Annotated in this window: 11 protein-coding genes; 4 read left to right on the top strand and 7 right to left on the bottom strand. The window is 70.2% G+C overall.

Annotated elements, in window-relative coordinates; genetic code table 11:
* Positions 1 to 4: 4 nt before the first annotated feature.
* From M3Q35_RS27255 to M3Q35_RS27245, 3 genes are all read right to left on the bottom strand, one after another.
* Entirely contained in the window at positions 5 to 1,339 is a 1,335-nt protein-coding gene (locus M3Q35_RS27255) for a maltokinase N-terminal cap-like domain-containing protein (RefSeq protein WP_273935376.1), read from the bottom strand.
* Entirely contained in the window at positions 1,336 to 3,108 is a 1,773-nt protein-coding gene (gene treS / locus M3Q35_RS27250; protein WP_273935375.1) for a maltose alpha-D-glucosyltransferase, read from the bottom strand. The genes M3Q35_RS27255 and treS overlap by 4 nt, the downstream gene beginning before the upstream one ends.
* A gap of 88 nt (positions 3,109 to 3,196) precedes the next feature.
* Entirely contained in the window at positions 3,197 to 5,167 is a 1,971-nt protein-coding gene (locus M3Q35_RS27245; protein ID WP_273935374.1) for an alpha-1,4-glucan--maltose-1-phosphate maltosyltransferase, read from the bottom strand.
* Between the two features lie 308 nt (positions 5,168 to 5,475).
* On the opposite strand from M3Q35_RS27245, the gene M3Q35_RS27240 reads away from it, so the two are divergent.
* Positions 5,476 to 6,348, top strand: coding sequence for a hypothetical protein (locus M3Q35_RS27240; RefSeq protein ID WP_273935372.1), 873 nt, complete (start codon positions 5,476 to 5,478; stop codon positions 6,346 to 6,348).
* Positions 6,349 to 6,555: 207 nt separating this feature from the next.
* Positions 6,556 to 9,054: an alpha-glucan family phosphorylase gene (glgP, locus tag M3Q35_RS27235; RefSeq protein WP_273935371.1), complete on the top strand. Its 2,499-nt coding sequence runs from the start codon at positions 6,556 to 6,558 to the stop codon at positions 9,052 to 9,054.
* Between the two features lie 183 nt (positions 9,055 to 9,237).
* Here glgP and M3Q35_RS27230 read toward each other — a convergent pair whose 3' ends face one another.
* Positions 9,238 to 10,221, bottom strand: coding sequence for an ABC transporter permease (locus M3Q35_RS27230; protein ID WP_273935370.1), 984 nt, complete (start codon positions 10,219 to 10,221; stop codon positions 9,238 to 9,240).
* Positions 10,221 to 10,865: an ABC transporter ATP-binding protein gene (locus M3Q35_RS27225; RefSeq protein ID WP_273935369.1), complete on the bottom strand. Its 645-nt coding sequence runs from the start codon at positions 10,863 to 10,865 to the stop codon at positions 10,221 to 10,223. Before M3Q35_RS27225 ends, M3Q35_RS27230 begins: the two co-directional genes overlap by 1 nt.
* A 205-nt stretch (positions 10,866 to 11,070) precedes the next feature.
* Here M3Q35_RS27225 and M3Q35_RS27220 point away from each other — a divergent pair, with 205 nt between their 5' ends.
* The gene (locus M3Q35_RS27220) at positions 11,071 to 17,199 is read left to right on the top strand and encodes a type I polyketide synthase (protein WP_273935368.1); all 6,129 of its coding nucleotides are present in this window, start codon (positions 11,071 to 11,073) and stop codon (positions 17,197 to 17,199) included.
* A gap of 149 nt (positions 17,200 to 17,348) precedes the next feature.
* Here M3Q35_RS27220 and M3Q35_RS27215 read toward each other — a convergent pair whose 3' ends face one another.
* Positions 17,349 to 18,464, bottom strand: a complete 1,116-nt coding sequence (locus M3Q35_RS27215) for an SDR family oxidoreductase (protein ID WP_273935366.1) — start codon at positions 18,462 to 18,464, stop codon at positions 17,349 to 17,351.
* A gap of 285 nt (positions 18,465 to 18,749) precedes the next feature.
* Here M3Q35_RS27215 and M3Q35_RS27210 point away from each other — a divergent pair, with 285 nt between their 5' ends.
* Positions 18,750 to 19,313 (top strand): hypothetical protein, encoded by a 564-nt coding sequence (locus M3Q35_RS27210; protein WP_273935365.1) that lies wholly within the window; start codon positions 18,750 to 18,752, stop codon positions 19,311 to 19,313.
* Between the two features lie 73 nt (positions 19,314 to 19,386).
* Here the strand turns inward: M3Q35_RS27210 and M3Q35_RS27205 are convergent, their stop codons facing one another.
* On the bottom strand, positions 19,387 to 20,520 hold the full coding sequence (locus tag M3Q35_RS27205; RefSeq protein ID WP_273935364.1) for a hypothetical protein: 1,134 nt from the start codon (positions 20,518 to 20,520) through the stop codon (positions 19,387 to 19,389).
* Between the last annotated feature and the right edge of the window lie 51 nt (positions 20,521 to 20,571).

Here is a 20,571-nt window from a genome sequence, read left to right as displayed (position 1 = left end):
CAGGTCAGTCCTCTCCGGCGGTGATCCTGGCGATGGACGCCAGCGGCACGGTCAGCCAGTCCGGCCGGTTCCCGTGCTCATAGGCGACCTCGTACACGGCTTTGTCCAGCTCCAGCGCGCGCAGCAGCGAACCCTGCTCACGGGGGTCGGCCGAGACCTCCGCGTAGCCGTCGCAGAAGGCTTCCCGGTTGCGTGCGGTCCACTCACGGGCCCGCACCTCCAGCTGGTGGTCGGCCGGCTGGCCGACCAGCAACTGCTGCGCGGCGTAGTCGAACGACCGGAGCATGCCGGCCACGTCCCGCAGCGGCGAGCGCAGCGCGTTGCGCTCGGCCAGCGGCGCCGCCGGCTCGCCCTCGAAGTCGATCAGCTTCCAGCCGGTGGCCGTCCGCAACACCTGGCCGAGGTGCAGGTCGCCGTGGATGAACTGCACGTCGACCAGCGACGGCCCGCTGCGGGCCTGCTCGAACACGGCCCGTAACGCGTCCTCGTGCTCGGCCAGCTGCGGCACGTCGGCCAGCACGGTGTCCAGCCGGCGGTGCATGGCCTGCACGGCCCCGTACAGCCGTTCCGGCCCTTCCTGCCCGCTGCCCAGGGCTTTGCGCAGGTCGGCGTGCACCTCGGCGACCGACTGTCCCAGCCGGAACGCCTCGCCGGCGAAGTCGCCGCCGACCTCGGCGGCGTGCAGGTCGGCCTCGGCCATCAGGTCACGCACCGAGGCGGTGGCCATGGCCCAGCCCTCGACCGCGCCCTGGAGGAACTCCTGGAGGATGCCCAGCACCACGAACTGGTCGGTGATCGCGCCCAGCGGCCGGGCGATGTGCTTGGAGCCGACCGACTGAAGCGCCCGGTGCAGCTGGAGGTCCGGGTTGGGGCCGGCGACCACCCGTCGGAACAGCTTGAGGATGTAGTCGGTGCCGTAGACGACCGAGGTGTTGGACTGCTCGGCGCTGACCGGCTTGGCCCGCTGCCCGGGCACGACCACGGCACCTGGCTCGGGGGCGAAGTGGATGCCCGCCACCCAGGTGTCCTCGGCGATCAGCGTCAGCAGCCGGCCCATCAGCTCGGTGTCGTGCACCGCCTCGTAGTAGACGTGTCCGTCGACCTCGCCGATCATCGCGTGCCCGAGGTGCTCCGGCAACTCGCGGCGCCGGCCGACCAGCAGCTGGTACTCCCCGTCGGGGGTGTCCAGCACGGCGTGCACCAGCTTCGGGTCGCCGTCGAGCAGCGTGACCGCGTCACGGGTGGAGACCTCGGACAGGTCCCGGTTCTTGCCGCCGAACCAGCGCTGCTCGGGCAGCCAGCGCAACAGCGCGTCGGACAACGGTGTCAGTTCTGTCATGGCGCCTCCCCGCCCTCGGTCTCGGCGACCAGTTGGAACCAGTAGAAGCCGTGCCCCGGCAGCGTCAGCAGGTACGGCAGCTCGCCGATGGCCGGGAAGCGCACGCCGCCGGTCATCTCCACCGGCACCAGCCCGCGGTACTCGGACAGGTCCAGCTCGACCGGCTGCGGGAACCGCGACAGGTTGTTCACGCACAGCAGCACGTCGTCGTTCCAGCGCCGCAGGTAGGACAGCATGCTCGGGTTGGTCGAGCCCAGCTCGGTGAACTCGCCGAAGCCGAACGCCTTGTGCGCGGTGCGCACCTCCAGCATGCGCCGGGTCCAGTTCAGCAGCGACGAGGAGTTGTTGATCTGCGCCTCGACGTTGATGCCCTGGTAGCCGTAGGTGGCGTCGGCGATCACCGGCAGGTAGATCCGGTTCGGGTCGCAGCGCGAGAAGCCGGCGTTGCGGTCCGGCGTCCACTGCATGGGCGTGCGGACCGCGTCCCGGTCGCCCAGCCAGATGTTGTCGCCCATGCCGATCTCGTCACCGTAGTACAGGACGGGCGAGCCGGGCAGCGACAGCAGCATCGCGGTGAACAGCTCCTGCTGGTTGCGGTCGTTCTCCAGCAGCGGGGCCAGCCGGCGGCGGATGCCGATGTTGGCCTTCATCCGCGGGTCCTTGGCGTACTCCGCGTACATGTAGTCGCGTTCCTCGTCGGTGACCATCTCCAGCGTCAACTCGTCGTGGTTGCGCAGGAAGATGCCCCACTGGGCGCCCGACGGGATCTGCGGGGTCTGGGCCAGGATCTCCGAGATCGGGAAGCGCGACTCGCGGCGCACGGCCATGAACAGCCGCGGCATCAGCGGGAAGTGGAAGGCCATGTGGCACTCGTCGCCGCCGACCGCCTGGTCGCCGAAGTACTCCACCACGTCGGCCGGCCACTGGTTGGCCTCGGCCAGCAGCACCCGGCCCGGGTACTCCACGTCCACCACCTTGCGGCAGGTGCGCAGGAACTCGTGGGTGCGCGGCAGGTTCTCGCAGTTGGTGCCCTCCTCCTCGAAGAGGTAGGGCACGGCGTCCAGCCGGAAGCCGTCGATGCCGAGGTCCAGCCAGAACCTCAGGACATCGATCATCGCCTCCTGGACCTCGGGGTTCTCGTAGTTCAGGTCCGGCTGGTGGCTGAAGAAGCGGTGCCAGTAGAACTGGCCCCGCACCGGGTCGAAGGTCCAGTTGGACGACTCGGTGTCGACGAAGATGATGCGCGCGTCGGCGTAGCGGGAGTCGTCGTCGCTCCACACGTAGTAGTCGCCGTACGGGCCCTGCGGGTCGGTGCGCGAGGCCTGGAACCAGGCGTGCGCGTCCGAGGTGTGGTTGAGCACCAGGTCGGTGATCACCCGGATGCCCCGGCGGTGGGCCTGGTCGAGCAGGTAGACGAAGTCGTCGACGGTGCCGAACTCGGGCAGCACCTGCCGGAAGTCGCTGATGTCGTAGCCGCCGTCACGCAGCGGGGACGCGTAGAACGGGGGCAGCCACAGGCAGTCGACGCCCAGCCATTCCAGGTAGTCCAGCTTCTCGGCCAGTCCGCGCAGGTCGCCGGTGCCGTCGCCGTTGGAGTCGGCGAACGCCCGCACCAGCACCTCGTAGAAGACGGCGCTCTTGTACCACTCGGGCTCACGCGGAGCCTGTCTTGCCGTGCCGAAGTCGTCGCTGCTCGGCTCAACGAGGTGGCCGTCCTCGGTGAACTCGGTCCCCGGGATCTCGGTCCCCAGCTGGGGAGCGTCGGGCATTAGTCGCCACCACCCCTCGTCCATGGTCGGCTAGCCCCGCCACCGGGGACTACCCGAGGCGGAGCCGCGATATACGTGCTGATCCGGTTTACCTGCGAGAAATACTGATGACGTGCGCGACGGCACGCCAGGGTTCGAGCCGGACGAAGTTGGCCTGACCCCAGTCCCAGGTGTCGCCCGTGACCTCGTCGTGAGCGGTGACCCGCTCGTGCCAGTCGAATCCCAGCTCGGGAAGATCCAACCAGAGCGTGCCCTGTTGGGCGTTGTTCGGGTCGAGGGTCACCACCACGACCACCGTGTCACCGGTGTCCGGGTCCGTCTTGCTGTACGCGATCAGCGCGTCGTTGTCGACGTGGTGGAAGTGCAGTGTGCGCAGTTGGTGCAGCGCCGGGTGGTTGCGCCGAACCCGGTTGAGCGTGGTCAGCCACGGCTGAAGCGACCGGCCCTCCTGTAGCGCGGTGTGGAAGTCCCGCGGCCGCAGCTGGTACTTCTCCGAGTCCAGGTACTCCTCGCTGCCCTGCCGCACCGGCTCGTGCTCGAACAGCTCGAAGCCGGAGTAGACGCCCCAGGTCGGGGACATGGTGGCGGCCAGCGCGGCCCGGATGGCGAACATCGACGGGCCGCCGTGCTGGAGCGACTCGTGCAGGATGTCCGGGGTGTTGACGAACAGGTTGGGCCGGCCCTGGTCGGCGTGCTCCAGCCAGTCGACCATGAAGTCGATCAGCTCCTGCTTGCCGGTGCGCCAGGTGAAGTAGGTGTAGGACTGGGTGAAGCCCAGCTTGGCCAGGCCGTACTGGCGGGCCGGGCGGGTGAACGCCTCGGCCAGGAACAGCACGTCCGGGTAGCGGCGCTTGACCTCCCAGATCAGCCAGTGCCAGAAGTCCGGCGGCTTGGTGTGCGGGTTGTCCACCCGGAAGATCCGCACGCCCTGCTCGATCCAGTGCGTGATCACCCGGTCGACCTCGGCGTACAGGCTCCGCGGCTCGTTGTCGAAGTTGAGCGGGTAGATGTCCTGGTACTTCTTGGGCGGGTTCTCGGCGTAGGCGATGGTGCCGTCGGGCAGCGTGGTGAACCACTCCGGGTGGTCGATCACCCACGGGTGGTCCGGCGCGCACTGGAGGGCGAAGTCCAGCGCCACCTCCAGGCCGAGCTCCTCGGCCCGGTGCACGAAGCCCTTGAAGTCGGCCAGCGTGCCCAGCTCCGGGGCGACCGCGTCGTGGCCGCCGTCGCGCGAGCCGATGGCCCACGGCGAGCCGACGTCGTCCGGGCCGGCGTGCAGGGTGTTGTTGGGGCCCTTGCGGTTGACGTGGCCGATCGGATGGATCGGCGGCAGGTAGACAACGTCGAAGCCCATCTCCGCGATCCGGTCCAGCTCACGGGCGGCGGTGACGAACGTGCCGTGCACCGGTTTGCCGGTCTCGTCCCAGCCGCCGGTCGAGCGGGGGAAGAGCTCGTACCAGGAGCCGTAGAGGGCGCGCGGGCGGTCCACCCACATCTTGTGCACCTTGCCCCGGGTGAGCAGTTCTCGCACCGGGTACTCGTGCATGATCTTGTCGACGTGGTCGGACAGCGCGGCGCCGACCCGGTCCGGCAGCGGCCGTTCACCGTCACGCAACCCAGCCGCAACCGCCAGGAGCAAATCCTTGTCGTTGCGCCGATCCGGGCGCTTGCCCACCCGTTCCACCAGCCGCGCGCCGAGCTCGAGGTCGTTGGCCAGGTCGGCGGAACCCTGGCCTGCCGCCAGTTTCTTCTCCACCGCCGAGCGCCACGTGGCCCACGGGTCGCTCCAGGCGTCGATGCGGAACGTCCACGCGCCCTCGGCGTCGGGCACCACCGTGGCGGCGAAGCGGTCGAGGCCGATGCCGTGCTCGACCATTCGGGTCTGCCGGGCCACCTTGTCGTTCGGGCCCTTCCACGTCACCGTGGCCGCGACCGCGTCGTGGCCTTCCCGCCACACCGTCGCGCCGATCGGGATGTGTTCTCCCACAACGGCTTTCGCCGCGTAGCGGCCGCAACTGACCACCGGGGTGATGTCGTCGATGCCCAAACGTCCACTCATCGCCCACGCCCCTAGGTCGCCGCCGCCCGCCCATAGTGTGCCTTGGCCGGCCCAATTCCAAACCACCGGGTTCCTCGTGACCGTCGGCCGTGACTTCGGCCGTGACCCGGTGTCCGAAGGCTAGCGTCCGGCTGGATCATCAGCCACCGCTGGGAGAATTCTTCATGTTCACTGGGGCAGGTCGCTTGGCAGCGGCCCTACTTCTCGTCACCTCGGTCACGGCACTTGTGGCACCGACCGCATCGGCAGCGGTCTGTGTCTGGACGAGAACCGCGTTACCCACCACGGGTGATCGCACCGCCGGCGATGTGACCGCCGGCAATGATCGCGGCGTACTCGTTGGTAACACGTACAAGCCGAACCCGATCTTCGCCGGTAGCGGCCCTCGCTACGGCGCCGTGTGGTCGGGCGGCCAGCTCGTCGCCTCGGCTGCCGACCCCGGCACGCAGTTCACCGGCATCAACTCCGCCGGCACCGTCGTCGGCTTCACCATCGACGCCAACGGGCACAGCCACGCCGCCACCTTCTCGTCGTCCACTGGCGCGGCCACCCAGCTACCCATCGACCCCAAGTGGACCAATACCACCGCCGACGCCATCAACACCAACGGCGACATCGCCGGCACCGCAGACTCGCAGATCGTCGTCTGGCACGCCGGCGGTTACAAGGTCCTGCCCCAGTCTTCGTCGCGTCTGGACCTCGTGCACGGTATCGACGACCAGGGCCGCGTGCTGGCCGACATCGCCCTGCCGGCGGCTCAGAACGAGCTCAGCGGCGTCGTCTGGGACGCGTCGGGGACCCGGCACGTGCTGGCCGGCGTCGACTCCCAGACCTGGCACACCACGTTCGCCCTCCGCGCCGGCCTCGTCGCCGGCTCGTGGGACGGTCAGCAGGCTGCGCTGTGGACCGTCGACGGGAAGCTCAGCACCAAGATCGCCGGCGGCACGAAGGCCCAGGCCATCGGGGCCACCGGCACCGTCGGCGGCCAGGCCTTCGACGGTCAGAAGTACAGCACCGTCCTGTGGAAGGCCGGGAGCGTCATGGCCACCTTGCCCACGGTCAGCACCACCGCCGGCGTGACCGTCATCGGCCCCGACGACCACACCGCCGCCGGCTCCGAATACGGCCGCACCTGGGGCGGCGGCCCCTCCGACCTCCCGGTCACCTGGCGTTGCCTGTGAGCTAGGGCGCCTTTGCTCTACCTGAGTGGCTCATTTGGCCCCTGAAGCCAAATGAGCCACTCACGTGCCGCACCCGACCCCACGTGAGTGGGTTAGGTGGCGTCTGGAGCCAAATGAGCCACTCACGTGGGCTCAGTCCTGCAAAAATTTGCAGGATGGGGGTGAAAGTTGCAGGGGCGGCGGGGGGCGGTTATAAGGTCGCCCACCGTGAGAGCACTCCGCCGGTTCACCGTCCGCGCCAGTCTGCCCGAGCCGCTCGCCGCGCTCGGCCGGCTGGCGACCAACCTGCGCTGGACGTGGCACCCGCCGACGCAGGAGCTGTTCGCCGCGGTCGACCCGCAGGCGTGGCAGCGGGCCGGCAACGACCCGCTGGCCCTGCTGCGTGACGTCCCGGCGGCGCACCTGGAGCGGCTGGCCGCGGACGAGGGGTTCCTGGCCCGGGTGCGGGCCACGGCCGACGACCTCGACCACTACCTGACCGCCCCGCGCTGGTACCAGACCCGCGGCGAGCAGGCGGAGCTGCCGGCGACGATCGGCTACTTCTCGATGGAGTTCGGCGTCACGGAGGCCCTGCCGAACTACTCGGGCGGCCTGGGCGTGCTGGCCGGCGACCACCTGAAGGCGGCCTCCGACCTGGGCGTGCCGCTGATCGGCGTGGGCCTGCTGTACCGCTCGGGCTACTTCCGCCAGTCGCTGTCGCTGGACGGCTGGCAGGAGGAGCACTACCCGGTCCTCGACCCCCGCGGCCTGCCGCTGGAGCTGGTCACGGACGCAGCCGGCGCGCCGGCCCAGGTGCACGTGAGCGTGCCCGGCAACCGCACCCTGCACGCCCGTATCTGGCGCGCGCAGGTGGGCCGAGTGCCGCTGCTGCTGCTCGACTCGAACGTCGACGAGAACGACGACGACCTGCGCGGCGTCACCGACCGTCTCTACGGCGGCGACCAGGACCACCGGATCCGCCAGGAGATCCTGGCCGGCGTGGGCGGCGTGCGGGCGGTCCGCCTGTACTGCGAGCTCACCGGCACGCCGCAGCCCGAGGTGTTCCACACCAACGAGGGCCACGCCGGCTTCCTCGGCCTCGAACGTATCCGCGAGCTGGTCACGGGCCAGGGCCTGGAGTTCGACCAGGCGCTGGCGGCGATCCGCGCCGGCACGGTGTTCACCACGCACACCCCGGTCCCGGCCGGCATCGACCGCTTCCCGGTCGACCTGGTCCAGCACTACTTCGGCGGCGACCGGCTGCTGCCGGGCGTGCCGATCGAGCGGGTGCTGGCGCTGGGCGCCGAGGAGAACCCGGGCCTGTTCAACATGGCCCACATGGGCCTGCGGCTGGCTCAGCGGGCCAACGGCGTGTCCAAGCTGCACGGAGAGGTCAGCCGGGGCATGTTCGGCGCGCTCTGGCAGGGCTTCGACGCCGACGAGGTGCCGATCGGCTCGGTCACCAACGGCGTGCACGGCCACACCTGGGCCGCGCCGGAGATGACCAGGCTGGAGCCGGAGCAGCTGACCGACTCCGTGCTGTGGGAGCTGCGCTGCGGCCTGCGCAAGAAGCTGGTGGACGACGTCCGCCGCCGGGTGCGGGCGTCGTGGTTGCAGCGCGGGGCGTCGGCCCTGGAGCTGGGCTGGACCGACTCGGTCTTCGACCCGGACGTGCTCACGGTTGGCTTCGCCCGCCGCGTGCCCACCTACAAGCGGCTCACGCTGATGCTGCGCGACCCGGAGCGGCTGCGCACCCTGCTGCTGCACCCGGAGCGCCCGGTGCAGCTGGTGGTGGCCGGCAAGTCGCACCCGGCCGACGACAGCGGCAAGGCGCTGATCCAGCAGATCGTCAAGTTCGCCGACGAGGCCGGCGTGCGGCACCGCATCGTGTTCCTGCCGGACTACGACATGTCGATGGCCCGCTACCTGTACTGGGGCTGCGACGTCTGGCTGAACAACCCGATGCGGCCGCTGGAGGCGTGCGGCACCTCGGGCATGAAGGCGGCGCTCAACGGCGGCCTGAACCTGTCCATCCGGGACGGCTGGTGGGACGAGTTCTACGACGGCAAGAACGGCTGGGCCATTCCGACCGCGGACGGCGTGCCCGACCCGAACCGCCGTGACGACCTGGAGGCGGCGGCGCTCTACGAGCTGCTCCAGGCCCAGGTCGCGCCGCTGTTCTACGACCGTGACGAGTCCGGCGTGCCGACCCGGTGGATGTCGCTGGTCCGGCACACGCTGACCGAGATGGGCCCGCAGCTCCAGGCCGAGCGCATGGTCAAGGAGTACGTGGAGACCTACTACGCGCCGGCCGGCTCGTCGGCCACCGCGGTGCGGGCCGGGTCGTTCCAGGGGGCCAAGGAGCTGGCCGTCTACAAGGCCCGGATCCGCTCGGCCTGGAACCGCGTGCAGGTGACGTACACCGACCTGTCGGTCAACGGCGCGCACGCCCCGGTGGTCGGACAGCCGGTCACCGTCCGGGCCCGGGTCGACCTGAACGGCCTGTCGGCCTCGGACGTCGAGGTGCAGGCGGTCATCGGCCGTGTCGCCGATTCGGGTGAACTGTCCGATGTCGTCACGGCGACCATGACGCCCGGCATGGACGGCTCGTACCAGGCCGAGCTGGGCCTGCCGCACGTCGGCTCGGTCGGCTACACGGTCCGGGTCCTCCCGCACCACGAGCTCCTCGCCACCCCCGCCGAGCTCGGCCGAGTAATCCTCGCCTGACACCCTCCGGCCTGATGGCACATGCGGTCCGGATGTGCCTCAGGGAGGCAAGTATGACGCGCATGTGACATTTGCGGGTGTGAAGCGGGTGCTGAGAAACGGGCGGGGCTCCTCGCTTCCCGGGTGCGAGGAGTCCCGCCCGTTCCGATGCCGGGAGCGCCACTGCTCCCGGCGGGAGCCCGCTCAGCCCCGTTTTATACTGAGCGGGTAAACGTTCTGGTCCGCGCGGTCGGCCGCCTGTTCCGCCGACAGCGCCGCCAGCACGGCCAGGCCCTGGTACATCGGCATGTGGTCGGTGGCAACGCACGACGGCCCGCACACCCGCACCGTCACGTGCACGGCCTCGCCCGGCGCCGGCCGCGGGATGGGCGCGTTGGCCACCATCGCCGCCGTGACCGGCCGACCGGATCGGGTGTAGACCCGGGTCCGCACGTGGAACGCGATCAGGCCGACGATCGAGCACACCGCCCACCACACCGGCAGCGCGGCCATCTGCGTCCACGGCACCGTGTGCGTGAACCCGGCGCCGACGCCGGCCTGCATGGAGCCGTACATCGGCAGGAACTGCACGAGGTCGTTGTCCGAGCCGGCGTTGACCACCGGCGACTCCAGCCCGACGTCGATCAGGCTGATCATGATGATGGCGAACATGCCCTCGAGCTCGCCGTGCAGCAGCGTGCCGAGCACGATGCCGATGCCGCCGTAGGTCAGCGCCGAGGTGAACATGCCCAGCCCGAACAGCCACAGCTGCTCGGGCTGCCAGTAGACGTAGACCATGGCGGTGGCGTACGCGCCGACGACGACCGAGCTGGCGAACAGGGCCGTCACCTTGGCCGCCAGCAGGTGCGGACGGGGGTAGCCGGCCGCGACCAGCCGCCGGTCGAACGGACCCGAACGGTGGGTCACGCTGAACATGAGGAACCCTACGATCAGGGTGGCCGCGTTCAGCCCGCCGGACACGAAGGTCAGGTGCTGTCCGTTGACGTGCAGCTGCTCGCCGGTGCCGCGATAGCGGAAGGGCAGCGGGTTCTCCGGCATCATGAACCGGATCAGCGTGATCCAGACCGGGATGAACACGGCCACCATGACGATGGCCAGCCGGTTGCGGGCGTGCTCGATGAGCTCGAACCCGGTCGCCGTGCGATAGAACCTCCGGCCGATGGACATCAGGCGTGCGCCCCGATTCGATCAGACTCGGCTGGCATCGGGGTGACCACCCCGTTGGCCAACCGGTAGCCGGTGTCGAGGCGGTCGATGTCGTGGCTGAGGTGGGAGATCACCAGCAGCGAGCGCCCCGTGTCGCGCAACTCGCCGGCCAGGTCCCAGAAGTGCAGGTAGGTCTCCCAGTCGAAACCCTGGTACGGCTCGTCCAGCAGCACGACAGCCGGGTCGTGCATGAGTGCGATGACCAAGTTGAGCTTCTGTCGGGTTCCACCCGACAGTGCCTTGACCCGGCTGGCCCGGTACTGGGTGAAGTTCAGTCGCTCCACCAGTTCGTGGGCCCGGTGCAGGTCGTCGAGCTGGTAGGCCCGCTGGAAGTAGCGCAGGTGCTGGGCCACGGTCAGCGAGTCGTTCAGCACGGTTCGTTGCGGGCAGTAACCGAGTCTTCCTCGCGGTATGACCCATCCGTGGTCCGGCTTCAGTTCACCGGCCAGAATTCGCAACAGAGTGGTCTTGCCGGCCCCGTTTTCGCCGACGATTCCGGCCAGCTCGCCCCGCTCGAGTGTGAAGTCCACGCGGTCGAGCACCTGCCTGCGGCCGAACGCCTTGCGCACGTCGGCCACATAGAGCGTGGAGTTCTGTGATGCCACGGCGACCACTGTCCGTCCGGGACCGGTTTCCCGCAAGTTGACCTGCGGCAGCAGGCCCACTGTCGGGTGATCTTGGCAAGTTGCGGTTGTTGCGCAGTCAACCGCGACCCATGCTGCATTGAACGGACATCGCATGGCCGTCCGAATTGGCTTCGCATTTTCCCCGACGGCCGGTCGTGCCAATTCCTGCGAGGGAGTGACCGGCGTGGTGCAGCTCGCGCGTGAACCGATTGCCGTCATCGGCATGTCCTGTAGGTACCCGGGTGGGATCGATTCACCGGAGCGGTTCTGGCAACTGCTCGCGCAGGGCCGCGACGTGATCCGCGAAGGCCCGCACGGCCGGTGGGACGTGGAGGCCTTCTACGACCCCGATGTGGACGTGCCCGGCCGCTGCACGTCGCGCTGGGCCGGCTATTTCGACGACATCACCGGGTTCGACGCGGCCTTCTTCGGTATCTCGCCGCGCGAGGCCACCACCATGGACCCGCAGCACCGGCTGATGATCGAGCTGGCCTGGGAGGCCTTGGAACGGGCCGGAATGCCGCCGCGCGGGCTGGCCGGCACCCGGACCGGCGTGTTCGCCGGCCTGTGCCATTCCGAGTACATCGGCCGGCTGGCCGGCCGGTACGAGGACATCGACGCGTACATGATGACCGGCAACGGCCATTCCACCGCGGTCGGCCGCATCTCGTACCTGCTCGGGCTGAACGGCCCCAGCGTGGCCGTGGACACCGCGTGCTCGTCGTCGCTGGTGGCCCTGCACCTGGCCTGTCAGAGCCTGGCCGCCGACGAGTCCGATCTGGCGCTGGCGTCCGGCATCAACCTGATGATCAATCCCGAGACGCCGATCAGCTACTCGAAGTGGGGCATGCTGTCGCCGACCGGCCGCTGCCACCCGTTCGACGCCGGCGCCGACGGCTTCGTGCGCGGCGAGGGCGCCGGCATGGTCGTGCTCAAGCGGCTGTCCGACGCGCAGGCCGACGGCGACGAGGTGCTGGCGGTGATCCGCGCGACCGCGGTGAACCAGGACGGCCGTTCGCAGGGCCTGACCGCGCCGTCGGCCGACGCGCAGCGAGCCCTGTTCTTCGAGGCGGTGGAGAAGTCCGGGATCGACCCGGGTCTGCTGGGCCTGATCGAGACGCACGGCGCCGGCACGCCGGTCGGCGATCCCATCGAGTTCGACTCCATGCGCACGGTCTACGGCACCGGCCGGGACCGCTGCGCGCTCGGCGGCGTGAAGTCCAACCTCGGCCACACCGAAGCCGCGGCCGGCGTGTCCGGGCTGATCAAGACCGTGCTCAGCCTGCGGCACGGCCTGATCCCCCCGACGCTCAACTTCACCGGCTGGAACCCGCAGATCCACCCCGAGGACACGCGGTTCTTCGTGCCGACCGAGGTGACGCCGTGGCCGGTGCGGGACGCGCCGCGGCTGGCCGCCGTGTCGTCCTTCGGCGTCGGCGGCACGAACTCGCACGTGCTGGTGGAGCAGGCGCCGGACCGAACACCGCGCCGAACATCCGACACCGGCCGACCGGTCATGATCCCGGTGTCCGCGACCTCGTTCGAGGTGCTCGGCACCGCCGCCAGCCGGCTGGCGGAATGGTTGCGGGACAACGACGTCTCGCTCACCGACGTGGCACACACGCTGGCCTCCCGCCGCTCACACAACCTCGCTCGGCTCGCCGTCACGGCGTCGTCGGTCGACGAATTGGCGGCCTGTCTGGAGGGCTTCGCCGAAGGCGAACCGCAGCCGCAGGTCACCTGCACCACCGCCAAGACCGCCGCGGCCAAGGGCAGCGTCTGGGTGTTCTCCGGCCAGGGTTCACAGTGGCACGGCATGGGTCGCCGGCTGCTGGCCGAGGAGCCCGAGTTCGCCGTCGCCATCGCCGAGATCGAGCCGCTTGTGTTGGCGGAAGCCGGTTTCTCGGTGACCGAGGTGATGTGCGCCGACGAGATGTCGACCGAGATCGACAAGATCCAGCCGACGCTGTTCGCCATGCAGGTCGGACTGGCTCGGCTGTGGCGCTCGCACGGCGTCGAGCCGGCCGCGGTGATCGGCCATTCGATGGGGGAGACCGCCGCCGCGGTGGTGGCCGGCGGATTGTCGTTGGCCGACGGCGTGCTGGTGATCTGCCGCCGGTCGGCGCTGATGAAGCGGGCTTCCGGCCTGGGCACGATGGCGTCGGTCGATCTGGGGGCCGAGGACCTGGACCTGTCCGGGATTTCCGTCACGGTGGCGGTGCAGTCCTCGCCACGGTCCACCGTGGTCTCCGGCGACACCGCCGAGGTGGAGCGGCTGGTCGAGAAGTGGCAGGAGCAGGGGCAGATGGCCCGGCTGGTGGCCGTGGACATCGCCGCCCACTCCACGCACATGGACCCGCTGCTGGACGAGATCCGCAGCGGCCTGGCCGGCCTGAAGCCGTTGCCGCCCACCGTTCCCGTCTACTCAACGGTGTTGGAGGACGCGCGGGCGTTCGTGGCCTTCGACGCCGAGTACTGGGCGGCGAACCTGCGGAACCAGGTGCGCTTCGCCAATGCCGTGCAGGCGGCCGGCGAGGACGGCTACGGCGTGTTCGTCGAGGTGTCGCCGCATCCCGTGACGACCTACCCGATGAGCGAGACGCTGCCGGAAGCCGTTGTGCTGCCGACGATCAAGCGCGACTGCGCCGCCGACTTCTTCGGCAGCCAGCTCGGCGCGCTGTACTGCGCCGGTACGCCGATCGACTGGTCGCAGGCCTACAGCCGGGGCCGTCTGGTCGACGTGCCGACGCTGACCTGGGACCGCAAGCGGCACTGGATCGACCTGCCGATGCCGCATCCCGACCTCCAGGTCGCCGGCTCGGCCGACACGCATCCGCTGCTGGGCGTGCACGTCAAGATGCCCGAGGGCGACGGACGCCATGTGTGGCAGGCGGATCTGGGCACGGCGGTGGTGCCGTGGCTGGCCGATCACGCGGTGGACGACGCGATCGTGTTGCCGGGCGCGGGTTTCAGCGAGATGGTGCTGGCCGCCGGCTCCGAGTTCTTCGGCGTCTCGGCCGAACTCGTTGACGTGACTGGATTGCGCTTCGACCGCCTGTTGCCGCTGGGTGAGCACACCGAAGTGTCCACTGTGCTCACTTCACTGGCCCCGGACCGGGCGTCGGTGGCCGTGCTGACCAGCACCGAGGACGGTCTGAACTGGGTCACGCACGCCGTCGGCGAGGTTCGCCGGCTGGAGTCGCGCAGCCCGATGGCCCCGGCCGTGCTGTCGGAACTCGTTGGCGCGCATACGGTTGTCGAGGAGCTGCCCGAGTATTACGCCGGACTGCGGGCCGACGGCTACTTCCACGGGCCGGCGTTCGCCGGCCTGACCGAGCTGCGTGTCGAGGACGTGGACGGCGGCACCGTGCTCGGCAAGGTCAAGGTGCCGGCGGCGGCTCGGGCCAGCGCCAGGGGTTTCCGCTTCCACCCGGTGCTGTTCGACACCTGCCTTCAGGCGTTGGGCGCCGCGCGGATCAAGGGCCGTCCGGCCGGCGCGCCCCGACTGTTGCCGGCCGGCGTCGCCTCGCTACGCGTGTTCGGCGATCCGGCGCGCGGCGTGTGGTGTGAGGGTCAGGCCGTGCTGGACGAGAGCGACGGTTCGTCGGCGTTGGGCTGGATCCGCCTGCTGGATGCCGATGGCGCAGTTCTCGTTGAGGCGCATGACATCAAGCTGGTGGCGCCGCTACGGGAAACCGGGCCGCGTCGCCTGGACCCGCTGTTCCACGAGATCACCTGGCAGCCCGCGCCGCTGCCGGAGACCACTGCCTCCGGCAGCTGGCGGATCGTCGGTGACGGGCTGTTGGCCGATGAGCTGGCCGGGCTGTTGCCGTCCGAGGGTGATGTCACGGGAATTGTTGTCCTGCCGTCGAATGCCGACGGCGTGGACCAGGTCGTCGACCTGATCGACGTGATCCGCGCGGCCGGCGACGCGCGGCTGTGGGTCGTCACCCAGGGCGGGCAGGCGGTGACCACCGACGAGGACATCAACCTCGCGCAGGCCGCCCTGCGCGGCATCGGGCGGGTCGCCGGCTACGAGCACTCGGAGCTGCGGCTGACCCTCGTCGACCTCGATCCGGCCGACGGTGCACCGGCCTCGACCCTGGCCCGGGAGCTCACCGCCGACGCCACCGAGGACGAGGTCGCCTGGCGCGGCGGCGAACGGCTGGCCGCGCGGATGGTCAAGGCCCCGCTGCACGACGGCACCTGGCAGTTCCGTCCACGAAGGACAGTCCACTACGGACGCGACGGCTTCGCACTCGACCTGGCCCGTCCGGGAAATCTCGACACCATGGGCCTGGTTGTGCGGCCGCGCCAGGATCCGGCGGCCGGCGAGGTGGAGATCCAGGTCGAGGCCGGCGCGCTGAACTTCCGTGACGTGCTGCTGGCCATGGGCCTCTACCCGACCACCGACGGCACCCAGCCGCCGCTGGGCGGCGACTGCGCCGGCGTGGTCAGCCGGGTCGGCCCCGGCGTCGACCACCTGAAGGTCGGCGACCGCGTGTTCACGCTGGCCAGCGGCTCGTTCGCGACCTACGTGACGACGCCGGCCGACCTGGTGGCGGTGATCCCCAACGGCATGACCGCCGCCGAGGCCGCCGTCGTGCCGGCCGTGTACCTGACGGCCTGGTACTCGCTGGTGCACCTGGCCCGGCTGATGCCCGGCGAGCGGGTGCTGATCCACTCCGCCACCGGCGGCCTCGGCCTGGCCGCGATGGCCATCGCCCGCAGCCGCGGCGCGGAGGTCCTGGCCACTGCCGGTAGCTCGGACAAGCGAGCCTACCTGCGGGAACTCGGCGTGGATCACGTCATGGACTCGCGGTCGCTGGACTTCGTCGAGCAGACCATGGCCGCCACCGACGGCCGCGGCGTCGACGTCGTGCTGAACTCGCTGGCCGGGCCGGCGCTGCGGGCCGGGCTGGACGTGCTGGCCGTCGGCGGCCGGTTCATCGAGCTCGGCAAGCGGGACATCTACGCCGACACCAAGCTGGGCATGTCCCCGTTCAGGCGCAACATCACCGTCAGCAGCGTCGACCTGGACCTGGTGCTGCGGACCAAGCCCGACCTGGCCTGCACGCTACTGTCCGAGGTGGCCGAGGAGCTCACCGCCGGCCGGCTGGACTCGTTGCCGCGCAAGGAGTTCCCGCTTGATCAGGCGGCCGATGCGTTCCGTCTGATGGCCGCGGCCAAGCACATCGGCAAGCTCGTGCTGACCGTGCCTTCGTCGGGGTCGACGGTGGCCGTGGTGCCGGAGGGCACCGTGCCGGTGGCCCACTCCGACGGCGCCTACGTGATCACCGGTGGCCTCGGCGGTCTCGGCCTGGAGATGGCCAAGTGGTTGGGCGGCTTGGGTGCAGGGCGGTTGGTGCTGAACGGCCGGTCCGCGCCGTCCGTGCACACCGAGGAGGTCATCGCCGAGCTCCGGGCCGCCGGCACGCAGGTCGAGGTCGTCTGTGGCGACGTGTCCACGGGCGACACGGCTCAGCGTCTGGTCGACGCCTGCGGGCCGTTCCGGCTGCGGGGCATCCTGCACGCCGCCGCCGTGCTGGACGACGGCATGGTGCTCAACCTGGACCGTGACCGCGTGGAGAAGGTCTGGCGGCCCAAGGTCGACGGCGCTCGGCACCTGCACGACGCTTCGGAGGGCCACGACCTCGACTGGTTCGTGCTGTTCTCCTCCGGCGCCTCCATGTTCGGCAACCCCGGACAGGCCAACTACGCCGCCGCCAACGCGTGGTTGGACGCCTTCGCCCAGTGGCGGCACCATCGCGGGCTGCCCGCGCTGGCCGTGAACTGGGGCGCGTGGGGCGAGGCCGGCCGGGCCACCGGGTTCAAGGATCGTGGCTTCAGCACTTTGTCGACAAAGGACGGTATCGACGCGCTGACCACGTTGCTCGACCACGACCGCGTGCGCACCGGCGTCTTCGCCTTCGAGGCCGACCAGTGGTTCGGCATGCTGCCGTCGGCCTTGGAGTCGTCGTTCTTCGCCGCCATGCCTCGTTCGGCGGCCGGCGACGCCCCCGCCGCCGGCGGCAAGGTCCGGGCCGAGCTCGTCGAACTGCCGCCCGAGGAACGCCGCCGCTTCATGATCGACTACCTGGCCGGCCAGATCCGAGTGATCCTCGGCCTCAGCTCGGCCAGCGTCGATGCCGACGTGCCGTTGACCAACCTCGGCTTCGACTCGCTGACCGCTTTGCAGCTCCGCAACCAGCTGGAGGCCGACCTGGCCCTCAAGATCCCGGCCACCGCCGTCTGGACCCACCCCACCCCGGCCGCCCTAGGCGACCATCTTATCGAGCAGCTCGCCCTCTAACCCCCTCCAACGCCACATGCGCTTCCCAGATGGCACCAGTTGCCACATAGGAAGCGCATGTGGCGTTTCGGCCGCGGATGCCACATGAGGAGCGCATGTGGCAAAAGAGAGCCGCCTCCCGGGTGGGAGGCGGCTCTTTGCCTGTGGTGTCAGGCGGACAGCGTGTACTGCTCGCTGCCGAACGTCCGCATCAGGTAGTCGCGGTCGACCGGCGGCGTGAAGTCGCCGGTCAGGCCCAGTCGGCGCAGGCCGAGGTCGTCGAACCGCCGCCGGTAGGACATGAACGGCAGGAAGGTGCTCATCGTCTGGTAGACCAACGACTCCCACGGCGTCGGCTGCTGCGGCGCGCTGGGCACGAACCGCCAGCTGATCGGCAGGATGTCCTCGAAGAGCTCCTCGAACACGTCGGCCAGCAGCTCCGTGCGGACATCCCGCGGATGCACGATGTGGTAGGTGTCCACCCGGGACGTCGGCGCGTGCGCGGAGACCTCCACCATCAGCCGCGCGGCTTCGTCGACCTGGAGGATGTTCACCAACGCCTGCGGATCGCCGGGGATGCGCACGACCAGCCGCTCGCGGCTCTCGCCGGTCATGGCCAGCGTGTTGACCAACTTGCGGGCCAGCTGGAGGCCGGTGAGCAGCGGGTGGGTCGGCAGGTGCGGATGCGGGCGGGCGTCGGTCACCAGCACCGATGGCCGGTGCACCATCGCCGGCCGGCCGGTGCGGGCCGACCACTCCCGCACGGCCACCTCGGCCAGGTACTTGGACTCCTCGTAACGGGTGGTGAAGCCGTACGAGTCGTCCAGGTCCGGCTCGTAGATGCGGCCGACCGGCCGCCGGCCGGCCACGCCGATGGTGCTGACGTGGTGCAGTATCGGCTTGCGCACGCCGGCGTCGGCCAGCTCGATGATCCGCCGCGTGCCGACCGTGTTGGTCAGGTGCAGGCGCTGCGGGTCGGAGTTGAGGTCGATGGACGCCGCGCAGTGCCAGATCTCGTCCAGCTCGTCGGCCAGGCTCTGGAACCGCTGCTGGGTCAGGCCGAGCAGCGGCCGCTCCAGCTCCACCACCACCGTGCGCAGCCGGGCGGCGATCGTGGCGATCGCCTCCTCCGGCCGTCCGCTGGCGCGCAGATAGCGCACGATCCGTTCACGGGCCGGAATACCGCCGGGCCGGCTCAGCAGGATCACCGAGTCGTGCCGGTCCGCGAGGATCTCCAGCAACCGGGTGCCAAGCAGCCCGGTCGCGCCGGTAATGGCGATCGGCATGGTCGAGTGCTCCTCACATCACGGGTCCCCCTGTGCGGAATATAGATCCGCTCGACGATCACCACTCGTGATCTCGCTCGTATTGGTGAATCACCGCCGCTCAGACGGCACTTCCCGGTCACCCGTGCCTACTGTGTCAACAGGGCCCGGTGCTGATGCGTCATCCGGATACGGTCGGATCCGGCTGCACGGTTTTCGTGTTCAACCAGCCGCCGCGGGGAATGGAAGTCTGTGAATTCCCTTCGCGTTCTCCTGGTTGGAGGAAAGCAGGAGAGGACGTCATTCATGCTCAGGAAACTGCTGGTCGTCGTGCCGGCACTGGCTATGGTCGCGGCCACCGTCGGCTCCGCGTCCGCGGCGCCCGCGCCGGCTGCGCCCGCCGCCGCGCCGCGGGCCGCGTGCACCGCGGACACCCCGGAGGTCAAGGCGCTCGCGGCGTCCATGACCGCGTTCATGTCGGCGGTCAGCGCCACGCCGCCCGACACCGCCGCGGTGCAGAGCACCGTCGGCGACATGATCACCGAGCTGGTCGCGCTGCAGAAGGCCGGCTGTCTCCAGCTGGCCGCGCCGCCGGCCCGGATCCAGGATCCGCAGGCCTGCCTCACGGACCTGCAGGGCATGGGTGCGGCGCTGTTCCAGTTGCTCGCCGCCGTGCTCAAGGCGCCGCCGGACCCGACCGGCATCACCGCCGCCACCACCGCGATCGGCGCGGCCATCACCAAGTTCAACAACGACAACTGCCTGCCGATCAAGCTGCCCGTGCCCGGCGCCCCGCCGCTGCCGGGCGGCGGTGGCGTCCCGGCCCCGCCCGGCGGCCTGCCGGCGCCGCCGACCATCCCCGGCACCTGATCGACGCCGCGGTTCATCGCCACCTGAGTGGCTCACTTGGCTCCTGGAGCCAAGTGAGCCACTCAGGTGCGTGTCAGGACACGTTGAGGCGGTCGCGGATCCGGGCGACCCGGGGCCACCAGGGCGCGATCCGCTCGGCCTCGCCGAGCGTGAGACGAGCCGTCGCGTTGTCGCCTGCGGCCATCTGGGCCCGGGCCAGCGTGGCCAGGTCGTCGGCCCGGCCCAGCGCGTCATTGCCCAGCTCGATCGCCGCATTGGCCAGCGCGATCGCCTTGGACACGTTGCCGCGCAACACTTCCACCAGCGCCTTGGCCCCGTTGAGCTTGTACGCCGGATAGGCCAGCTGCTCGGCGTCGGTGATCGCCCGCTCGGCCCAGCCCAGGCCCAGCTCGGCCTCCAGCTGGCCGGCCTCGACGGCCGCCGCGGCCAGTCCGGCCAGGCCGGCCGTGATCAGGGCGAAGTCGCGCTGCGGCAGGCCCGGCTCGGCCAACATGCCCAGCACCAGCTGCATCGCCTCCGCGTACTGGCCGTGCGCCTCCAGCACGACCACGCGGGCCATCGACAGCGACTGCCCCTCGGGTTGCACCTGGGCCAGCGCGTCACAGGCTTCCTGCGCCGCCGGCAGATCGCCGGCCTGCACCGCCTTCGTCACCGCCGCCACCAGCGGCGCCGCGTCGATCTCCGCCGCCTCGCGGGGCTCCAGCCGCAGGTAGTTCAGCAGCACCCAGCCCGTCGAGGTCGCCGCCGCATCGCGCCGTGGCAACAACGCCAGCACCACCGCCGCCGCGCAGCCCACGGCCGCGCCCAGCCAGAACGGTCCGTCCTGGACGACGATCAACGCCGCCGTGATGGCCAGCCCGAAGATCGCCGAGATCAGATACGTGCCCCAGATCCGCGGCCGCACCGGAGCCCGGCCCGGTCCGATCGTCACCGACAGCATGATCGGCAGCGCCCGTAGCGTGATCGACCGGCCCGGTGTCATCCAGTCCTTGAGCCGGGGGCCGACGCCGACCACAACCCGAGGCATCCTCGGCCGCAGGGCGAGGCCACCGGCCAGCACGCCCAGTTGGAGCACGGCGAGGCCGATCAGGGCACCCAGCACCAGGCCGGGCAGCGCCACCAGGATCGCCGCCGGGGCGCGCTCCAGCGCGGCGACGACGATCACGGATGCGACGGCCAACACCGTCCCGGGACGTACACGGGGCACGAAACCTACAGACGCTACCCCGTGCCGTGTGGTTCCGTGCGAACACGCCTA

This window comes from Kutzneria chonburiensis (genome assembly GCF_028622115.1).
GTDB classification, from domain to species: domain Bacteria; phylum Actinomycetota; class Actinomycetes; order Mycobacteriales; family Pseudonocardiaceae; genus Kutzneria; species Kutzneria chonburiensis.
Note: the sequence above shows the minus strand (reverse complement) of the source record. Positions and strands in the feature narration are given on the sequence as shown.

What these genes read in the sequence shown, in the direction of transcription:
- treS (WP_273935375.1), bottom strand. Translation starts at nt 3,108, where the DNA reads ATGCCCGACGCTCCCCAGCTGGGGACCGAGATCCCGGGGACCGAGTTC.
- M3Q35_RS27210 (WP_273935365.1), top strand. Translation starts at nt 18,750, where the DNA reads ATGCTCAGGAAACTGCTGGTCGTCGTGCCGGCACTGGCTATGGTCGCG.
- M3Q35_RS27230 (WP_273935370.1), bottom strand. Translation starts at nt 10,221, where the DNA reads ATGTCCATCGGCCGGAGGTTCTATCGCACGGCGACCGGGTTCGAGCTC.
- M3Q35_RS27215 (WP_273935366.1), bottom strand. Translation starts at nt 18,464, where the DNA reads ATGCCGATCGCCATTACCGGCGCGACCGGGCTGCTTGGCACCCGGTTG.
- M3Q35_RS27255 (WP_273935376.1), bottom strand. Translation starts at nt 1,339, where the DNA reads ATGACAGAACTGACACCGTTGTCCGACGCGCTGTTGCGCTGGCTGCCC.
- M3Q35_RS27245 (WP_273935374.1), bottom strand. Translation starts at nt 5,167, where the DNA reads ATGAGTGGACGTTTGGGCATCGACGACATCACCCCGGTGGTCAGTTGC.